Below are 17,404 nucleotides of genomic sequence, written 5' to 3'. Positions count from 1 at the left end.
CGCGAACCACCTGGCCACCACGAGACTCTGCGAAAGGGGGCGAGTCGCTCGTGCCGCGCACTCAGGTCGAGGAGTTCTCCCACCGGTCGTGGGCGGAGCCACGGGCCGGCCTCGCATGGCGATCCGCCATGCGCCGGCAGCGTAACGTCCGTGCCGCCATGACCTTCTGGACCTTCAACGGCCTGCTCGTCGTCGGTGATTTCGTCGATCACGCCTGGCCCGTACTGCATCGCCGTTGATCCGCCCGGCTCTGGCGCGGAAGCGCCATCGCCGTACCCGCCCGGCTCTGGCGCCGAAGCGCCCGGGCACGTGATGAAGTGACCCGGCCTGCGCCGCTCATCGGCCACGGCGCAACGACCTGCGAGCACGGCGCAGGCCGCGGTTCTTCAGGACGCGGACGAGCGTGGCGGCGTCCGCGTCCCGTACCTGCAGGTCTTCGACGGCCGGCGTTCCTTCGGCCGCTCCGCTGGCGGCGATGGCACCGATGATGGCCTGACACGCGGCGTCGGGCGACACCAGCGGCGTGCCGGTGGCGGCCGGGGTGCGCGCGTCGCCCGGCGGCGTCCGGCCCAGGCTGGAGAGGTCGCCGACGACGCGTACGCCCAGCCGCGTGATGGCCTCCGCCGCCTCGGCGCCGATCTCGGCCGCCCGCTCCAGGGCCCAGGCCGGGGTGGTGATCCGGTGCTCTTCAGGGAGCGGCTCGTGCGACGCGCGCATCTGGGCGATCGCGCCGTACCTGATGAACCGCGGGTACACCTTCTCCGGCCACTTGCGGCGCCGGAACTCCTTGTTGAGCAGCCTGACGAGTTCGGCCTCCCCGGAGGTGAGCGAGCGGTTGGTCAGGCTCCGCTCCGCCACCAGGATCCCCTCGGGCACCCCCAGCAGCGACTCGAAGGTGCGCAGCAGCATCTCCGGCCGCGACTGGTCGACCACCACGACGGTCAGGTTCGCCGGACCGACGACAGAGGTCCACCGTCCGATGAGTTCGTCGTGCCGGTGACGCCGCCAGAATGTCGGCGTGGGTCCGGTGTGCGGCGGTTCGTTGAACATGGTGTCGAGCCAGGTGTCGTACCGCATCCGCAGGCCGTTCTGGACGTACTGCTGCCACTGTGACGGCAGGATCTTCGCCAGCGGGCGCAGCGTCACGACGACGTGCACGTTCGGGCCGCCCAGGTCCTCGACGATCCGTGGCACCGCGTCGTCGTCGCCGTCGGCGAAGAACTCGCTGCTCACCACGGCCCGGTCGGCGCCGGCCACCTCCTCGACCAGCCCGTCCCAGGCGTCGAGGTTCGGCCTGGAGTGCCCCAGCAGCGGTGGCCGTCCGATGACGGCGTGGACGGCGGCCATCGGATGCCGGCCGGTGCCGGGGAAGAGCACGCCGTGGTCGGCCAGGCGTTCGCGGGCCGTGTGAAGGGCGCTCTGCAGGGCCGTCGTGCCGGTCTTGTGCGGGCCGATGTGCACCAGCCGGGTGCCGGGTGCCACCTGAAGGTCGTCCGAACTCACATACTCTCCTCACTTCACGAGCCGTCTGAGCAGCTTAGGAACCTCGATTTAACGTTTCATTAACCTTCGCTGGGGAGAACTTGAGCGTCGCCGTCCCGTGCCGTGGCCGATCCGCCGGGGCGGCAGGCGCGCGCCCGGCCCACGCCGATCCGCCGGGCGTAGAGTGAAGAAGCGGCCGTGCGGGTTTCAGCCACTCTCAGCTGATCACGGGATACACCGATGAGACCGTGGGCAGGGCAACGGGAGCGCTTCGAAGGCGGGAGCCCAGGTTCCCACGCCATGAGCCATGACGAGCTCAGGGCGAGCGTCGAGGCGCATGCCGCTCTGCGACACGTCGCGACACTCGTCGCGCGTGGGGCGCCGGCGTCCGAGGTGTTCAACGAGCTCGCGAGCGAGATGGGCTCGTTCCTCAAGGTGGATCACACGGCGGTACAGCGCTATGAGAGCGAGTCCGCGATCGTCGTCGGCTCATGGAGCCGGCACCGCGACCCCGGGGTATGGCCGCCGGTCGGCGAGCGCCGGCGGTTGCGGGAGGGGAGCATCCCGCAGCGAGTGCTCCGGACGGGGCGCGCCGTGGTGCAGATCGGGACGTACGACCCGTCCGAGGGGCCGGGACAGAGCCGGCGCATCCGCTCGGCGGCGGGCAGCCCCATCGTGGTCCGGGGACGCGTGTGGGGTCTGCTGATCGCCTGCTGGAACGGCGGTGAGACGCACACCGACGAGATGGTGTGGATGTATGACTTCGGCGTCCTCGCGGCCAACGCGATCATGAGCATCGAGAGCCGTGCCGAGCTCGCCGCGTCGCGCGCCCGCGTCGTCGCGGCCGGCGACGAGGCCCGGCGTCGCATCGAGCGCGACCTGCACGACGGCGTGCAGCAGCGCCTCATCGCCCTCGGCGTCGAGCTGCGGCTCGCCGAGTCGGAGGCGTCGCCGAAGGACGAGCGCCTCAGGGAACGTCTCTCACAGGCGGTGAGCGGCCTGATGAGCATCGTCGACGACCTCCGGGAGATCGCCCGGGGCATCCACCCGGCGATCCTGTCGCGGGGCGGACTCGAAGCGGCCCTGGGCACCCTCGCCCGCCGTTCGGCCGTACCCGTCACGCTCGACCTGGACGTCGGCCGGCAACTCGGAGAACGCGTCGAGGTGACGGTGTACTACCTGGTCTGCGAGGCGCTGACGAACGCGGTGAAGCACGCGAACCCGCGCCGCATCCGGGTCGGTCTCCGTACGGAAGGGCCGGTCCTGTGGCTGTCGGTGCGGGACGACGGCACCGGCGGGGCCGATCCCGCCCGGGGCACGGGCCTCATCGGCCTGCGCGACCGGGTGGAGGCGCTCGGCGGCAGCGTGTACCTCACGAGCCCGCCGGGCCGTGGCACGACGTTCTCCGCCTCGATCCCGATCGACGCCGCGTGACCCTGAACGAACCAGGTGATCCGGAACTGCGGGGCCTGTCCCGCGCGGTGGAGCGTCGCGACATGCCCTGGGCGGTCAGACGAACACGCGCCGCGAGACGACGCCGTGCCCGAGCTGGTGGTCGCTCCACAGCTCGAAGCGATCGCCCGGCCGGAGAAGCTCGAGCGCCTCCTCTTCGGTGACCGTCATGGTGACGACGTGGTGGGTGTCTCCGGGCCGGAGCGGTTCCTGGTCGTCGGTGACGATCACGGCGTTGAAGGCCCTCACGCCCCCCGGGCCGTGGCGGTGCGCGCGCACGACCAGCCTGCGGACGGCGCTCGACCTCCGCTCGGTGGCCGGATCGAGAGTGACGAGTGCACGGAATTTCAGTGACCTCATGTGGTGGTCTCCTGGGGGGTCTCCACTGATGTGCGGATGAACCGGGCCGCGCTGTCCATCGCCTCCCGCGCGGCCGGCAGCAGGCGGTTGAAGGCCTGGAAGACGTGGATCTGGCCCTGCCAGACCTGGAGTTCGCACGGCGTGCCGGCCTCGGCCAGGACCCCGGCGAACTGCTCGATCTCCTCACGCAGGGCCTCCACGCCGCCCAGCTGGATGAGGAACGGCGGCAGTGTCAGGCCGCCGCAGTTCAGGAGCGAGAGCCCCGGACCGGACCAGTCGTGGCCGCCCGCGTACTGCAGTCCGCAGCGCTGGGCGATGACCGGGCTGATGAACGGGTCCCGCCGGGATCGGTCGATCTCTGCCAGGTGCTCGCAGCTGAGGTCCACCCAGGGGGAGAACAGCACGACGCCGCCCGGTGCGGGCAGGCTCGACCGGCAGGCCTCGATCGCGACCGCCGCCGCGAGATGACCGCCGGAGGAGTCGCCGGCGATGACGATCCGTCCGGCCGGCACTCCCTGGTCCAGGAGCCAGCGATAGGAGTCCATCGCGTCGTCGAACGCCGCCGGGTACGGATGCTCGGGGGCGAGCCGGTAGCGGGGGACGAGGACGCGGAGCCCCGTCGTCGCCGCGAGCCGCCCGGTGATCACCCGGTGGGTCCGCGGGGAGCAGAAGCTGTAACCGCCGCCGTGCAGGTACAGCACGGCTCCTTCGTCCGGGTCGCGCGGGCGGAGCCATTCCCCGGTGATCGTACGAGGCGCGGTCGATCGGGACCCGCGCGTCGTGGTGCGGAACCGCTGCACCCGGGCCCGGGGATCCGGGCGGACCAGGAGCGCGCCGGTCGCGAAGGCCGTACGCATCATCACGGGGGTCATGAGCCGGCTCGGGAAGTGATCGAGCAAGGGGCGCCAGCCCAAGCGCATCATCTCGGCCAGAATCCGGGCCTGCCGGCCCGGGGGACGAAGGCCGGCCGCGGACCGGCTCTGCGAGAGCACCGCGGCCTGGTTCTGGAGAGCGTTCATGGTCGCCACACCACCGATCAGGACTCTGCGTGGTAGGAGATGTCCGTGCGGTACTTCGGAGCACCGGCGGCAACGGGCCGGAGGGCCACACGTTCGCCTGAGGCGGGTTTCGGTTTTAGTCAATTATTGCACTATGCATCAATTCTTCCCGGAATCTGAGCTGGGCAAACCTTGTGTGGGCTGCAGTGCATCGGGTTCCTGGCGCGGATTATGACGTTTGCCCGGAACCGTATTTGTCCTCTGCAACGTTCGCCGGAGGTCGGGAAAACCGGGTAGAACTGGTCCATGGCAGAGCGTGCGATGTGGCCGTCGCCGGCGACCGAGCCGAGCGGTGAGGACGTGAACGCCGTGACGGCGGCCGTGTTGACCGCGTCGCGGCTCCTGGTCGCCATCTCCGCGCGATCGCTGGCCGCGGTGGAGGAGCGGGTGACCCTGCCGCAGTTCCGGATGCTGGTGGTGCTGTCGGGCCGGCCGAACATGAAGCTCGTGACGCTCGCCGAACAGCTCGCGGTTAATCCCTCGACCGCGATGCGGATGGTCGAGCGCCTGGTGGCCGCCGGCCTGGTCGACCGGCGGGTGAATCCGGAGAGCCGCCGCGAGATCCTCCTGCGCCTGACGGACGCGGGGGCGCAGATCGTCGATGAGGTCACCGCCCGGCGGCGTGACGAGGTCGCGGCCATCGTCGCCGCGATGGCGCCCGGCCAGCGAGCCGGGCTGATCGCGGCGCTGCAGGCGTTCACCGAGGCGGGCGGCGAGCCCGCGCTCGGCGAACCGGTCTCCGACACGCTGATGCTGGGCTGGCGGTGACCAGGGGAAACGTCGTCGGAACCGGGCGACATCCCGCACGCCACCCTTCCTGATCGAGGCTGCTCTTCTCGGTCTGGGCCCGTTGATTCCCGCACAATGCAAGAATTATCCGGTGTCCGGTGCGACGATCCCGGTTCGGGGAACTCCGGGCAGGTGGCGTGGGCCGCTGGTTAGTGTCAGGAGAAACGACTGCGGCAGGAGATGAGCGTCACCCATGAGGAGGCTTGAACCACTGCTGCGGTGGCTGCCGTTCGTGGTGATGGCGATCGTCGCCGTCGTCGACCTGCTCGAAGGGCCCACCCTGGGCTATCTGCCGTTGCTGGCCCTGGGGCCGGCGTTCGCCACCCTGCGGTGTGGTGTGCGCGGGGCTCTGCTGGTCGGGCTGATCTCCGTCGTGCTGTGCGTGGTGCTCGCGGCGTACGACGGGGTGCTGGGGCATCGGCAGAACAACATGTTGCTCATCTCGCTCGCCGGAGTGACGCTGGCGAGCGCCCTGGCCAGCGCGGTCCGGCAGCAGCGCGAGCAGGAGCTCGCCGACGTACGGACGGTCGCCGAGGTCGCGCAGAAGGTGCTGCTGCGGCCGGTGCCGCGGTGGGCGGGGCCGATACGGGTCGCGGTCAGTTACATCTCCGCCGCCGCGGAGGCGCGGATCGGCGGAGACCTGTACGAGGTCGTCACCAGCCCGCAGGGCGTACGCATCCTGGTGGGCGATGTGCAGGGCAAGGGCCTGGAGGCGGTGGAGACGGCCGCCGCCGTGGTCGGGGCGTTCCGGGAGGCGGCCTACGACGAGCCGGACCTGGCCGGGGTGATCACGCGGTTGCAGACGTCGCTGGACCGCGTGCTGTCCGGCGAGAGGTTCGTCACCGCGGTCCTCGCCGAGCTCCGCGACACGCGGATCAGCCTGGTGAGCTGTGGTCACCCTCCTCCTCTCGCGATCGGCGCCGACGGTGACGTCCACTTCGTCGATCTTGCGGATCCGGCGCCGCCGCTGGGTATGAGGGACCTGAGCGACGTGAAGCCGCAAGCGCGCGACGTCTCCTTCGCCCCGGGCGACCAGATGCTCTTCTACACCGATGGGGTCATCGAGGCGCGGGACCGCGAGGGCCGTTTCTATCCGCTCCAGGAGCGCGCGTTCCTGCTGAAGGAGCGCGGTGCCGAGCAGGCGCTGGAGGACCTGCGCGCCGATCTCGTACGCCACGTCGGCGGCCCGGTCGCCGACGATGCCGCCATGCTGCTCATCCGGCACCGCTGATCGGCGCTCCGCCCGCTGGCGTAAAAGCGATATTTGGGACGGCTGTGACTGTCGGTGCGTTAGGCCGCAAAAAATGTTCAAGGCGCGTTTCGACCTGTTGAGCTGCGGTAATGGGGCCGATAAGCATCCGTCAATCACGGGGGAGGATGCGATGACCGAACCACGAGGGCATCGCGGCTTCAACAGACCGTCCGGAGCGGGGCCCAGGGAAGAACCCATGCGCCCGCCTCCGGGGGGTGAGGTCGACGAGGAGGAGCGGGAGTTCTCGTTCTGGCAGGATCGCACCAGGGTGTTCCTGCAGCCGATCGCCGCACCCTCCATCCTGGGACTGTTCGGGCTGGCAACGGCGACCATGATGGTCGGCGCGTGGATGGCGGCCTGGTACGGCACCGCCCGCCTGCCGCTGAACCTCTACCCGATCATCTTCGTCGCGGGTGGTCTCGCGCAGTTCCTGGCGGGCATGTGGTCCTACCGGGCCCGCGACGGCCTGGCCACGGCGGTGCACGGGATCTGGGGGGCGTTCTGGCTCGCCTTCGGCCTGTTGCTGGCCACCGTTCCGGCCCTGCTCCCGCCGAGAGGCGGGGTCGCCGATTCCGCGTTCGCGTTCTGGTTCGTGGCCCTGTGTGTCATCACCGGGCTGTGTGCACTCGCGGCGCTGGCCGACAACATGGGGATGGCGGTGTTGCTCGGACTGCTGTCCGTGGGCGCCGGCTTCCTCGCCGCCGGCTTCTTCTCGGGGGCGGGCTGGCCCATCCGCGTGGCGGGCTGGCTGTGGGTGATCGGGTCGGCCGTCGCACTGTACGTCGCCGCGGCGATGATGCTCGAGAACAGCTTCCGGCGCACCATCCTGCCGATCGGCCGGTACAGCATGGCGGCGAACATCCCGGGCCGCAGGGCCACCCGCCCGCTGGAGTACCGGCAGGGGCAGCCGGGTCTCAGGATCGGACAGTGAGCCGCCCCGCCGGGTAGCCGGCCGCCTCGCCATGATCGTCCTCTGCCGCCCGGACCGCTGTGCGGGCTGGCAGAGGACGCGCTGGTCAAGACCATTTCTGTGTCCGCTAGGCTCAACGCCGTTGCCCGAGTCGTTGGCCCCCGCGGGAGCACAGAGTGTCAAGAGTGGCCTGGTTCTGCCGGTCGTTGGCGCGCCACACCAGTCGCGCCTACCACCTCGCCTGCGCGCGTGATGACGCGGCGAGACATCGCTACAGCGTGCCCGACGGCGTGTGGGTGTGCGACGAGTGCGACGTCGTCCTGCTGGACGCCGCGGAGGCGTCGCGGCACGGTCCGCACACCCTCTGAGGGGCGTTACCGCTCGTCGGAGGCCTGGGCCGTGGCGACGTCACGGGGGTAGGTCCGCCGGCCCAGAAGGAGAATCCCGGCGCTCGCGACCAGCGGCACCAGCGTGATGAGGAACGCCGAGCGCAGTCCGGTGGCGCTGAACGCCCGTCCCGCCGACAGCAGGTCGGCGAGGAATCCGAAGGTCACCGGGGCGACGGACTCCGCGGCCATGCGCAGCACCGTACGCACGCTCTCCGCCCGGCCCCACAGGCGGAAGGGGACGACGTCGAGCCGGGCCGCGTCCACCGGAGGGTTGGACGCCGCCAGCGCGGCGGCCGCGAGCAGGAACAGCGGCAGGGCGATCGCCACGGACGCGGTCAGCAGCGCCGGGACGAACAGGCCGGCGGAGATGAGGAAGGCCAGCGCCGGTACGGTCAGGCGGGCGTCGAGGTGGCCACGGCGGATGAGCCGGTCGGCGATGCGCCCGCCCGCGAGCGTGCCGGCCAGCGCGCCGGCGCCGACGATCACCACCAGGCCGCTGAGCGTTCCCTGGGCGAGGTGGTACTGCCGCTCGACGAAGACGACGCTGAACGTGCGCAGCCCGGCGTAGAAGAAGTAGCCCATCGCCGACGCGATGATCAGGACGACGTTGGTGGGAATCGCGAAGATGTACCGCGTCACCTCCCAGATCGACATCCGTGCCGGGTCGCGCCGCAGAACGCGGGCGGGTTCGGGCGCCACCTGGCGGTCGCGCAACGCCGACCGCGCCGGATCGGGCGGCCGCGCCGCCTGCCCTTCCCGTACGCCGGAGGACAGCCGGCGGTGGCCGCCGCGAGCCGGTTCCGGCAGCTCCCGCCGGATCACCACGATGAGCGCGACGCCGAGGAGGCCCAGTAGCCAGAAGGCCGATCGCCAGGTCAGTAGCCGGGCGATGTTTCCCCCGGCCAGCAGGCCGACCCCCGCGCCGAGCAGCTCGCCGCTCAGGATGAAGCCGTAGATCCGCGCGCGTTCGGCGGAGGGGAAGTAGTCACCGATCAGCGACGCGAGCGTCGGGCCCGCCGTGGCGGTCGCGGCCCCGAGCACGAGCCGCGCCGGCAGAAGCCAGGTGTAGGAGCCGGCGAACCCGCCGGCCACCGTCGCCAGGCTCCAGACGGCGATGCTCACCGCCAGCAGACCGGTCCGCCGGACCCGGTCGGTGAGTATCCCGACGGGGATCGCCGCGAGGCCGCCCATCGCCGACGACACGGCGGTCAGCGAACCGAGCTCGGTGTTGGACAGGTGAAGGCTCCGCTTGAGCTCCGGCCCGGCGGCGCCCACGGTGCCCTTGTCCGCGGAGTCGAGCGCCAGCACGCACGCGAGGACGGCGATCACCCGGAACCGGGCCGGACCGCCCACGGCCTGGATGATCCACCGCTTCCCCGCCTCGCCCCACCAGCGCATGATCATCGGGACCGCTGGGCGTTCTCCATGCTCAGGGCGTACCTATCCGCCTCCGCACTCATTGGACACGACGCCTCGCCCGCGTTCCATCCTCTTGGGGAGCGTACGGGCCCACGGGAGTCCGGCACGCGCTCGGACGGCGCTACGGCGAGGTTTTATCTTTGCTTTGTGTAGTCGATACATCACTGTTAGTGGGTCCGCCGGGAGCCCAGAGCTGGCCGTGTTGTCGGCACTGGCACATGGCCACCGGGAGGACGCGGGTAAGACTCTCGAGTCGCTGATCGATGCTTACGGAGTGCTCGATGACGATCACCGGGTCTCTATCGTGATGTCGTATCGGCAGTGCTTCCGCAGGCCGCCCGGCACTACCTGGAGACGCTGATGAAGCTCAAGAACTACGAGTACCAGAGTGACTTCGCCCGCCACTACTTCGGCGAAGGCAAGGCCGAGGGGGCGGTCGAGGCGGTGGCCAAGACGATCCTGATGGTGTTGTCGGCGCGTGGTGTCTGCGTTTCCCCTGACGTCCGTGATCGCATCGTCGGCTGTGGGGATCTTGCTCAGCTGGAGGCCTGGGCGCAGCGGGCGGGAGTCGTCACCACGGCGGCGGAGCTCTTCGACTGATCCCTCGCAGGGGAGCGCTGGCCGTTACCGGACGCGCCTGACATCGGACCTTGCCTTCCCTTACTGGCGAGTAAGACTGGCGATGTGTCCGTTGTGTTACGTGGTCGTGACGACCAACTCGCCGTGCTGGAGGGCCTGCTCGACCGGGCCCGGTCCGGGCGGGGCGGTGCGCTCTCCGTTCTCGCCGAGCCCGGTATGGGGAAGACCGCCCTGCTGGAATGGGCCGTACGCCGGGCCGGCCCGGAGTTCCGCACGCTCGGCATCCGCGGGATCCGGCAGGAGTCGTCGCTCGCGCTCGCCGGCCTGCACCGCCTGCTGGGGCCCCTCGCGGACCGGATCTCGTGCCTGCCCGAATGCCAGGCCGGGGCGCTCCGCCGCGTGTTCGACGGGAACGGCGCCGCCGACCCGTTCACGCTCTGCACCGCCGTGCACGCCCTGCTGACCGCGACCGCGCGCTCCGGGCCCGTCCTGTGCTGGATCGACGACGTGCACTGGCTCGACCGCGCGTCGCTCGAGGCGATGGCGTTCACCGCGCGGCGGCTGGGCGACGAGCCGGTGGTGATGCTGTTCGCCGCGCACAACGAGCACGTGACCACGCCCGAGCGCGACCGGCTCGCCGGGATCCCGCGGCTGCCGCTTCCCCCGCTGGACGAGGCCGCGAGCGCGGAGGTCCTCACCGACCGGTGCCCCACCGGCGTCACCGAGGATCTGGCGGCCGGGCTGACCGAGCTGACCGGCGGCAACCCGCTCGCGCTCGTCGAGATGGCCGCGGCGCTGACGCCCGGCCAGCTCTCCGGGGAGGAGCCTCCTCCAGAGACGCTGCCGCCGGGCAGCCGGCTGCGGGCGGTGTACCGGCGGAGGTTCTTCCGCCTGTCGCCCGATGCCCGCCGGCTGGCCCTGCTCGCCGTCGCCGACGATCGCCTCGACGGCCGGACCCTGACCAGGGCCGCCGAGGCCGACCGCCTGGACCTGCGCGAGCTGGAGGCCGTACGCGCGTGGGGGCTGGTGCGGGTCGACGGCGACTCGATCACGGTACCGAGCCCGGTCATCCGCGGCGCCGTGTACGCCGACGCGCCGCTGGCCGAGCGGAACACCGTGCACGAACTGCTCGCGAGGGTCCTCGACGACGACCGGCAGCGGGCCCGGCGGATCTGGCACCGCGCCGCGCTCGCCTGCGAGGCGAACGACGTGCTCGCCGCCGAGCTGTGCGAGGCGGCGGCCGAGGCCGGCGCGGCCGGGAGGTACACCGACTCCTCGCGTGCCTGGCAGCGAGCCGCGACGTTGACCCGCGACCGGGACGAGCAGGCGACCATGCTGCTCGCGGCGGCGACCGACGCTTGGCTGGCCGGCCGGAGCAGGCGCGCACGGTCTCTCGTCCGCAGGCTCGCGCCCGCGGCGCGGCGGGGTCCGCTCCGTGGCCGCGCCGACCTGCTGCGCGGCGAGATCGAGCTGCGCGACGGCCGGCCGGCCGCCGGGCGCCGGATGCTCCTCGACGCGGCGGACCGGCTGGCGGGCCACGACCGCCGGAGCGCGGTGGTCGCGCTGGCGTACGCGGGCGAGGCGAGCTGCCTGAACGGTGACCTGCGCCGTTACCTGGCGATCGCGGAGCGCGCCGCGGCCCTGCGCGGGCGGCACGAACCCCCCGAAACCGAGCTCCTCTTCGCCCACTTCGAGGGGATGTCCGCGACCTACCGCGGCCACCACCAGGAGGCCGTCGAGCCGCTGCGCCGTACGGTGCGGCTGGCGGACGCCACGGACGACTGCGCCGCCAAGGTGTGGGCGGGCATGGCGGCGCAGATGCTCGGCGACGACCAGCGGACGCACGAGCTGGCGGGCGAGGCGGTCCGGCTCAGCATCGGCCCGGACGCGGCCGTGAAGCCGTGGGCGCTGGCGTACCTCGCCCTCGCCGACCTGTGGCTCGGCCGTCATCCCTCCGCCACGGCGCACTCGATGGAGGGCCTCCGGCTGGCCCGCGCCGCCGGCCAGGAGAACCACGCGATCGACCACCTCGCGACGATGGCGCTGCTCGCCGCGCTCCAGGGCGACAAGGACACCGCCCGGGTACGCCTCGACGCCGTGTCGGACGCCGCCGCCCGGCGGGGGCTCGCCCGGCCGGGCGCGTTCACCTCGTGGGCGCTCGCCTGCCTGGAGCTGATCGAGGAGCGCCCGGCGGACGCGGCGGGACGCATCCGGCTCATGGGCCCTCCTTCGTCGGAGGAGTGGCCGGGAGCGCGTGCCTGCCGATTCGCTCGCGCCGACTCGCTCATGGCCCGGACCTGGCACGCCCACCCGGTCGTGCACGTGATGGCGACCCCGCACTTCGTGGAGGCCGCCGTCCGCTGCGACGAGAGGGCGGGCGCGCGGCAGGCGCTGGAGGTCTTCGACCGGTGGGCCGCCAGCACCCGCGACGCCGTACGCCTCGCGCTGTCCCACCGCTGCCATGCGCTGCTGGCCGGCGACGACGCCGAGGCGGACGAGCACTTCCGCGAGGCGCTGCGGCTGCACCAGCGCGGCGACTCGGCGTTCGAGATGGCGCGCACGGAGCTGCTGTACGGGCACCGGCTGCGCCGGGGGCGCAAGCCGCGAGCGGCCCGCGAGCACCTGCGCAACGCCCTGCAGATCTTCGAGTACTACGAGGCGGACCACTGGACCGAGAACGCGCGCGCCGAGCTGCGCGCGGCGGGGGAGACCGCCCCGGCGCCGGTGCACAAGGGCGCCGCGGACCTCACCACGCAGCAGCGCCAGATCGCCCGGCTGGCCGCCGAGGGTGCCACCAACCGGGAGATCGCGGCGCGGCTGTTCCTCAGCCACCGCACCGTCGACCACCACCTGCGGAACGTCTTCGTACGGCTCGGCATCCGCTCCCGCGTGGAGCTGGCGCGGTTCTTCGGCTGAACCCGGGGACTGGTGATTTCGCCGATGCGCCGCGCCGGGCGCCGGATGAGACTTCGGCCATCCGTCCCAGTCCCCCAGCCAGGAGGGAACCCATGCGCCGATCTCTCGGCACCTTCCTCGCGGCCGTTCTCGCCGCCGTCGCCTGCGTGCTGTCCGCCGGGCAGACGGGCACCGCGAACGCCGCCACCCACGTCCCCGTCGTCTTCGTCCACGGCTACACCGGCAGCGCGTCCAACTGGGTCACCGCCGAGGCGGTGTTCGCGGCGGGCGGCTACAGCACCAACGAGATGTTCGCCTACCAGTACAACTGGGCCCAGTCCAACAAGACCAGCGCGGCCGGGCTGGCGTCGTACGTCCAGCAGGTCCTGGCCCAGACGGGAGCGTCCCAGGTCGACATCGTCAACCACTCCATGGGCGGGCTGGTGAGCGACTGGTACATCAAGGAGCTCGGCGGCCAGCCGTACGTGCGGCACCTGGCCTCCATCGCCGGCGCCAACCACGGCACGACGTACGCCTCCGCCTGCCTGATCTATCCCTCGTGCCAGGAGATGTACCCAGGCTCGTCGTTCATCCAGACCGTGACCTCGGGAGACGAGACGCCGGGCAACACGAAGTACGCGACCTGGTACTCGGCCTGCGACGGCGTGATCATCCCGTACACCAGCACGGAGCTGAACGGCGCCACCAACAACAACGTGGTGTGCCAGAACCACATCGGCTACCTGACCGACACGGTGACCCTCACCGCGGTGCGCTCGTTCCTCGCGACCTGACCCGGCGCGATGAGAACGGCCGGGCCCCGGCGGCGCCGGGGCCCGGCTCCGTGCCCGGTCATGGGTCCTCCTTCGTCGGAGGGTGTGACCACTGGGCGTGTTTTTTGATTCCCGCGCTTCGCTCGGTCATGGGCTGACCGCGAGGGTGAGGAAGGCCGCGAACACGAAGAGGTGCACGCCGCCCTGGAGCAGGGTCGCACGGCCGGGCACCACGGTCAGGGTCGCGATTACGACGGTGAGCGCCAGCAGGATCAGGTGCGTCGGACCCAGGCCGAGGACGAGAGGTCCGCGCAGCCAGATCCCGGCCATCGCGATGGCCGGGATGGTGAGCCCGATGCTGGCCATCGCCGACCCGAAGGCCAGGTTGAGGCTGATCTGGATGCGATCGCGCCGGGCGGCGCGTACGGCGGCGATGGTCTCGGGCAGCAGGACGAGCAGCGCGATGACGACGCCCACGACCTTCTGCGGCAGCCCGGCCGCCGCGAGCGCGGACTCGATCGCCGGCGACACCGCCTTGGCCAGTCCCACCACCGCCACCAGGGCCACCAGCAGCAGGGCGAGGCTCGACAGCGTGCGGCGCGCCGAGGGACGGGCGACGTGCTCTCCGGCGCCGATCGCGCCGCCCGCCTGCTCCGGAGGCAGGAAGTAGTCGCGGTGGCGGACGGTCTGGGTCAGCACGAACAGGGCGTACAGCGCGAGGGAGGCCACCGCCGCGAAGCCGAGCTGACCGGGGCTGGCCGTCGGGCCCGGACGGCTGATGGTGAACGCCGGCAGCGCCAGGCTGAGCGTCGCGAGCGCCGCGATCGTGGCCAGGGCCGCGCCCATGCCCTCCGCGTTGAACGCCACCACCCGGTGGCGCAGGGTTCCGATCACCAGGGAGATGCCCACGATGCCGTTACAGGTGATCATGACGGCGGCGAACACGGTGTCGCGGGCGAGCGACACCGTCTTCGCGCCTCCGGAGATCATCAGTGACACGATCAGCGCGACCTCGATCACGGTGACGGCGACCGCGAGGACCAGCGAGCCGAACGGCTCACCGACGCGATGCGAGACGACCTCCGCGTGGTGCACGGCCGCCAGGACCGAGACGGCCAGGAGCACCGCCACCCCGCCGGCCGCCACCGGGGACACGGTGCGCCCCCAGACCAGGGACAGCACGGCGACCGCGAGGATCGGCGCGAACCAGGTCCACTGCGCCGCCCACGACCTCACGCGTAGGCGCGACACGACCCGGTTCCGCTGCCGATCACCTGCCGAAGCGTACGCCGCCGGGCGGCGGGGAACCGCGACCGCGGACGGCACGGGACGACCCGGACATGCGCGAACGTGACCGGCGATGCGCCCAGACGGCGCGCGGCCGGGTCGCTCAGGTCCCCTGCCGGTTCGGATGGTGAGCGACCCACTCCGTCAGCAGCGCGAGGAAGTCGTCGGGCCGCTCCATGGAGGGCAGGTGGGCGACGTCGGGCCAGTCGAGACGGCGGGCGTCGGGCAGCGCCCGGCAGATCCGCCCGGCGCAGTCGTGCGTGGTGTCGAGGTCGTGTCCTCCGACCAGGATGAGGACCGGAGCGGTGAGATCGGGCAGGCGTTCGAGCGCGGGTGGGGCGAACTCGGCCTCGTCGGTCTCACCCAGGGACTCGGCGACCTCGAACGCGCGCCGCTGCATACGGCGTACGTGATCCTGGACGCCGGACGGCACATCGGATGGCGCACGGTCGCGGCCGACCACCCACGTGGCGATGTTGGCCTCCACCGCCGCGTCGAGGTCGCGAGCGGCCAGGGCGCTCCTCTCTGCCTCGAGGAAGTTCTTGAGATCCTCGGTCAACTCCGCCAGGAGGCTGCCGCCCGGCGGGCAGAGCAGCAGGGATTGAGCCAGCCCAGGCCTGGACAGGGCGACCTCGAACGCGACGCCGGCTCCGAACGAGGCACCCACGAGGTGACACCGGGTGATGCCGAGGTGGTCCAGCACGGACAGGACATCCTCGGCATGCGACCAGCGAGCGCCGGGCGGCCTGCCGGACTCGCCGAAGCCGCGGAGGTCGAGGCGTACGACGTCGAACCCTTCCGTGAGCGCGCCCCACTGCGCGTCCCACATGGTCCGGTCGGCCACGCCGGCGTGAAGGAGGACGATCGGAACGTCGCCGCCGCGACCGGCGCGTTCGTAGGCGATCCCGTGCGGAGTGTGCCGGGGTGCGCTCACAAGATCTCCAGGCGCTGAGGAGCAAGGACCGGACCACGGAAACACCTGACGGAGCCCGACGCAAAGCATTTACCGTGCCGCCCAGGCGCGGCACCTAGGTGATCGGCATGGTCACCGCGATGGGCCAGGCGAGCAGTACGCCGCCGACGACGGCGGTCAGCCATGCCGGTGCCCGGGCCGCGCGCAGGGCCGCGGCCTGAACGCCCTGCCAGACCAGCAGCGCGGCCAGCAGCGGTGCCACCAGCAGGATGAAAGACGACGCGGCGCCGACGAGCGCGGCGACTCCCAGGCCGGCCAGCGCGCCCGCCGCGATCCAGGCGTGGATCATGATCGCGGCTCGCCGCCCGTATCCGCCGCACAGCGCCTCGATCCCGCCGAAGAACGCCGCCGCGCACGCGGTGATCGGGAGGAGCACCCAGGCCCGCGGGCCGACCGGCACGGCGTGCGCCCAGCCGAGCTGGGCCGGTACGGCGAAGGAGACCACCGTCAGCGCCACCAGGACCACGGCCGCTCCGATGGTCGCGGCCCATGCGCTGCCGCCGTGGCGGGCGACCCTGATGCGCCCGGTGAGCAGGGCGGTGCCCAGGAGCAGGACGCCGACGACGCCGAAGAACCCGGCGACCGGGGCGGCCACCGCGAGCGGCAGCAGGCCTCGCGGCACCACCGCCATCACCGGTACCGCCGCCAGGACCGCGCCCGCGGGGATGCCCAGCGCGAGCGGAAGCGGGACCCGACGGCGCTCGCGGCCGGGCGCCGGGAGCCGCCGCAGGACGGCCGGGGCGATCGCGCCGAAGCCGAGGACGGCCGCCAGATGCAGCAGCATCGCGGATCCGGCGCGCCGGACCGGGCGGACGCCCACCTCGAGCGGAGTGCCGGCAGCGGGGCCGCCGAGCGATCCGTCGAACCAGGTCGCGACCTCGCGGTGGGTTCGCGGGTGGAACAGAACGCCGACGTGCTCGACGCCGGGAACGATTACCGCCCGGCGCGCGGTGCCCGCGCGCGGATCGCCGTACGTGACGCCGGTGCGCGCCTGGGGGTAGGCGGACCGCAGCGCGCCGAGGGCGCCGTCGCGGAAACCGGCGAACTCCAGACCGCCGGCGAGCAGCAGGAGGTTTCGCGGGCGTGCCGCCTGCGACGTCGGCCCCTGGGAGATCGACACCGTGGCGCGGATCTCCGGGTGCGCGGTGGCGTACCGCAGGACCGCGGCGGCGCCCATCGAGTGGCCGAGCAGCCCGATCCGCGCGGCGTCCACCCACGGCATGGCGCGCAGATGACCGACGGCGACGTCCAGGTCGCGGTCGAGCCGCGCGTCGGCGGCCGTACCGTCGCCCGTGCCCGGCAACCGGGCGGTGCTCGCCCCGTGGCCCGCCAGGTCCACCAGCTCCACGGCGTACCCGCGACGCGCCAGCGTGTCCGCGAACCCCCGCATGAGCTGCCTGCTGGCGGCCAGACCGTGCGCGACCACCACTCCGGGCAGCCGGCCGGTCGTGCCCGCCGGCCGGGCCACCTCCAGCGGTACCCCGGCCACCACGGTGGAGCGCCGCTCGATGCCCCGGTCCGCGGTGGCCAGGCCCACGGCTCCGATCCCGGCGCACACCAGGGCGAGCAGCAGGGCGACGACGCGGAGCGGCGGGAGCGCCGGTCGTTCCGCCGTACGTGGCCGCACGTCTTCCACGGTCTCCACGATTCGCTCCCTGCCGGTCGAGGCCGACGACGATCATCGCGTGGGCCCCGGTCGCCCGCACGCGGAACAGGCCCCGTGTGCGGACCGTCACGCCGCGCCGCCGCCACCCGCTCCACGCTCTTCCGCACGCCCGTCCAGTGA

The 17,404-nt window shown here is 72.2% G+C and carries 16 protein-coding genes; 9 read left to right on the top strand and 7 right to left on the bottom strand.

Going from position 1 to position 17,404, the window contains the following annotated elements; all coding sequences use genetic code 11:
- Positions 1–50 precede the first annotated feature (50 nt).
- The gene (locus OG417_RS52750; RefSeq protein ID WP_329247021.1) at positions 51–239 is read left to right on the top strand and encodes a hypothetical protein; all 189 of its coding nucleotides are present in this window, start codon (positions 51–53) and stop codon (positions 237–239) included.
- Positions 240–336: 97 nt separating this feature from the next.
- On the opposite strand, the gene OG417_RS52745 is transcribed toward OG417_RS52750, so the two are convergent.
- The gene (locus OG417_RS52745; RefSeq protein WP_329247018.1) at positions 337–1,503 is read right to left on the bottom strand and encodes a hypothetical protein; all 1,167 of its coding nucleotides are present in this window, start codon (positions 1,501–1,503) and stop codon (positions 337–339) included.
- 279 nt (positions 1,504–1,782) lie between these two features.
- Here OG417_RS52745 and OG417_RS52740 point away from each other — a divergent pair, with 279 nt between their 5' ends.
- Positions 1,783–2,916: a GAF domain-containing sensor histidine kinase gene (locus tag OG417_RS52740; protein ID WP_329247015.1), complete on the top strand. Its 1,134-nt coding sequence runs from the start codon at positions 1,783–1,785 to the stop codon at positions 2,914–2,916.
- A gap of 75 nt (positions 2,917–2,991) precedes the next feature.
- Here the strand turns inward: OG417_RS52740 and OG417_RS52735 are convergent, their stop codons facing one another.
- Together OG417_RS52735 and OG417_RS52730 are read right to left on the bottom strand one after the other, a co-directional pair.
- A complete protein-coding gene (locus tag OG417_RS52735) occupies positions 2,992–3,294 on the bottom strand; it encodes a hypothetical protein (protein WP_329247013.1) in 303 nt (100 codons plus the stop codon).
- The gene (locus OG417_RS52730; RefSeq protein WP_329247010.1) at positions 3,291–4,313 is read right to left on the bottom strand and encodes an alpha/beta hydrolase; all 1,023 of its coding nucleotides are present in this window, start codon (positions 4,311–4,313) and stop codon (positions 3,291–3,293) included. The genes OG417_RS52735 and OG417_RS52730 overlap by 4 nt, the downstream gene beginning before the upstream one ends.
- 285 nt (positions 4,314–4,598) lie before the next feature.
- On the opposite strand from OG417_RS52730, the gene OG417_RS52725 reads away from it, so the two are divergent.
- The 4 genes from OG417_RS52725 to OG417_RS52710 all read left to right on the top strand — a co-directional run bounded on the left by OG417_RS52725 (position 4,599) and on the right by OG417_RS52710 (position 7,671).
- The gene (locus OG417_RS52725; protein ID WP_329247009.1) at positions 4,599–5,120 is read left to right on the top strand and encodes a MarR family winged helix-turn-helix transcriptional regulator; all 522 of its coding nucleotides are present in this window, start codon (positions 4,599–4,601) and stop codon (positions 5,118–5,120) included.
- A gap of 214 nt (positions 5,121–5,334) precedes the next feature.
- Positions 5,335–6,372 carry a PP2C family protein-serine/threonine phosphatase gene (locus tag OG417_RS52720; protein ID WP_329247006.1) on the top strand — a complete coding sequence of 346 codons (1,038 nt, stop codon included), beginning with the start codon at positions 5,335–5,337 and terminating at the stop codon, positions 6,370–6,372.
- Between the two features lie 217 nt (positions 6,373–6,589).
- On the top strand, positions 6,590–7,324 hold the full coding sequence (locus OG417_RS52715) for an acetate uptake transporter family protein (protein ID WP_329247003.1): 735 nt from the start codon (positions 6,590–6,592) through the stop codon (positions 7,322–7,324).
- A 155-nt stretch (positions 7,325–7,479) separates the two neighbouring features.
- Entirely contained in the window at positions 7,480–7,671 is a 192-nt protein-coding gene (locus OG417_RS52710; protein WP_329247001.1) for a hypothetical protein, read from the top strand.
- A gap of 6 nt (positions 7,672–7,677) precedes the next feature.
- Here OG417_RS52710 and OG417_RS52705 read toward each other — a convergent pair whose 3' ends face one another.
- A complete protein-coding gene (locus tag OG417_RS52705; protein WP_329246999.1) occupies positions 7,678–9,096 on the bottom strand; it encodes an MFS transporter in 1,419 nt (472 codons plus the stop codon).
- 336 nt (positions 9,097–9,432) lie between these two features.
- Here OG417_RS52705 and OG417_RS52700 point away from each other — a divergent pair, with 336 nt between their 5' ends.
- From OG417_RS52700 to OG417_RS52690, 3 genes are all read left to right on the top strand, one after another.
- Positions 9,433–9,711 (top strand): hypothetical protein, encoded by a 279-nt coding sequence (locus OG417_RS52700; RefSeq protein WP_329246996.1) that lies wholly within the window; start codon positions 9,433–9,435, stop codon positions 9,709–9,711.
- 84 nt (positions 9,712–9,795) lie between these two features.
- Positions 9,796–12,606, top strand: a complete 2,811-nt coding sequence (locus OG417_RS52695) for an ATP-binding protein (protein WP_329246992.1) — start codon at positions 9,796–9,798, stop codon at positions 12,604–12,606.
- 92 nt (positions 12,607–12,698) lie between these two features.
- Positions 12,699–13,379 carry an esterase/lipase family protein gene (locus tag OG417_RS52690; RefSeq protein ID WP_329246989.1) on the top strand — a complete coding sequence of 227 codons (681 nt, stop codon included), beginning with the start codon at positions 12,699–12,701 and terminating at the stop codon, positions 13,377–13,379.
- 126 nt (positions 13,380–13,505) lie between these two features.
- On the opposite strand, the gene OG417_RS52685 is transcribed toward OG417_RS52690, so the two are convergent.
- The 3 genes from OG417_RS52685 to OG417_RS52675 form a co-directional block, all read right to left on the bottom strand.
- Positions 13,506–14,609: a calcium:proton antiporter gene (locus OG417_RS52685; RefSeq protein ID WP_329246988.1), complete on the bottom strand. Its 1,104-nt coding sequence runs from the start codon at positions 14,607–14,609 to the stop codon at positions 13,506–13,508.
- Positions 14,610–14,748: 139 nt separating this feature from the next.
- Positions 14,749–15,579 carry an alpha/beta fold hydrolase gene (locus OG417_RS52680; protein WP_329246987.1) on the bottom strand — a complete coding sequence of 277 codons (831 nt, stop codon included), beginning with the start codon at positions 15,577–15,579 and terminating at the stop codon, positions 14,749–14,751.
- Between the two features lie 94 nt (positions 15,580–15,673).
- Positions 15,674–17,263: an alpha/beta hydrolase gene (locus OG417_RS52675; protein WP_329246984.1), complete on the bottom strand. Its 1,590-nt coding sequence runs from the start codon at positions 17,261–17,263 to the stop codon at positions 15,674–15,676.
- Positions 17,264–17,404: the final 141 nt, after the last annotated feature.

It is taken from the genome of Actinoallomurus sp. NBC_01490, assembly GCF_036227085.1.
Lineage (GTDB): Bacteria > Actinomycetota > Actinomycetes > Streptosporangiales > Streptosporangiaceae > Actinoallomurus > Actinoallomurus oryzae.
The sequence above is the reverse complement of the archived record's forward strand: the minus strand, read 5'-3'. Positions and strand labels throughout refer to the sequence as shown.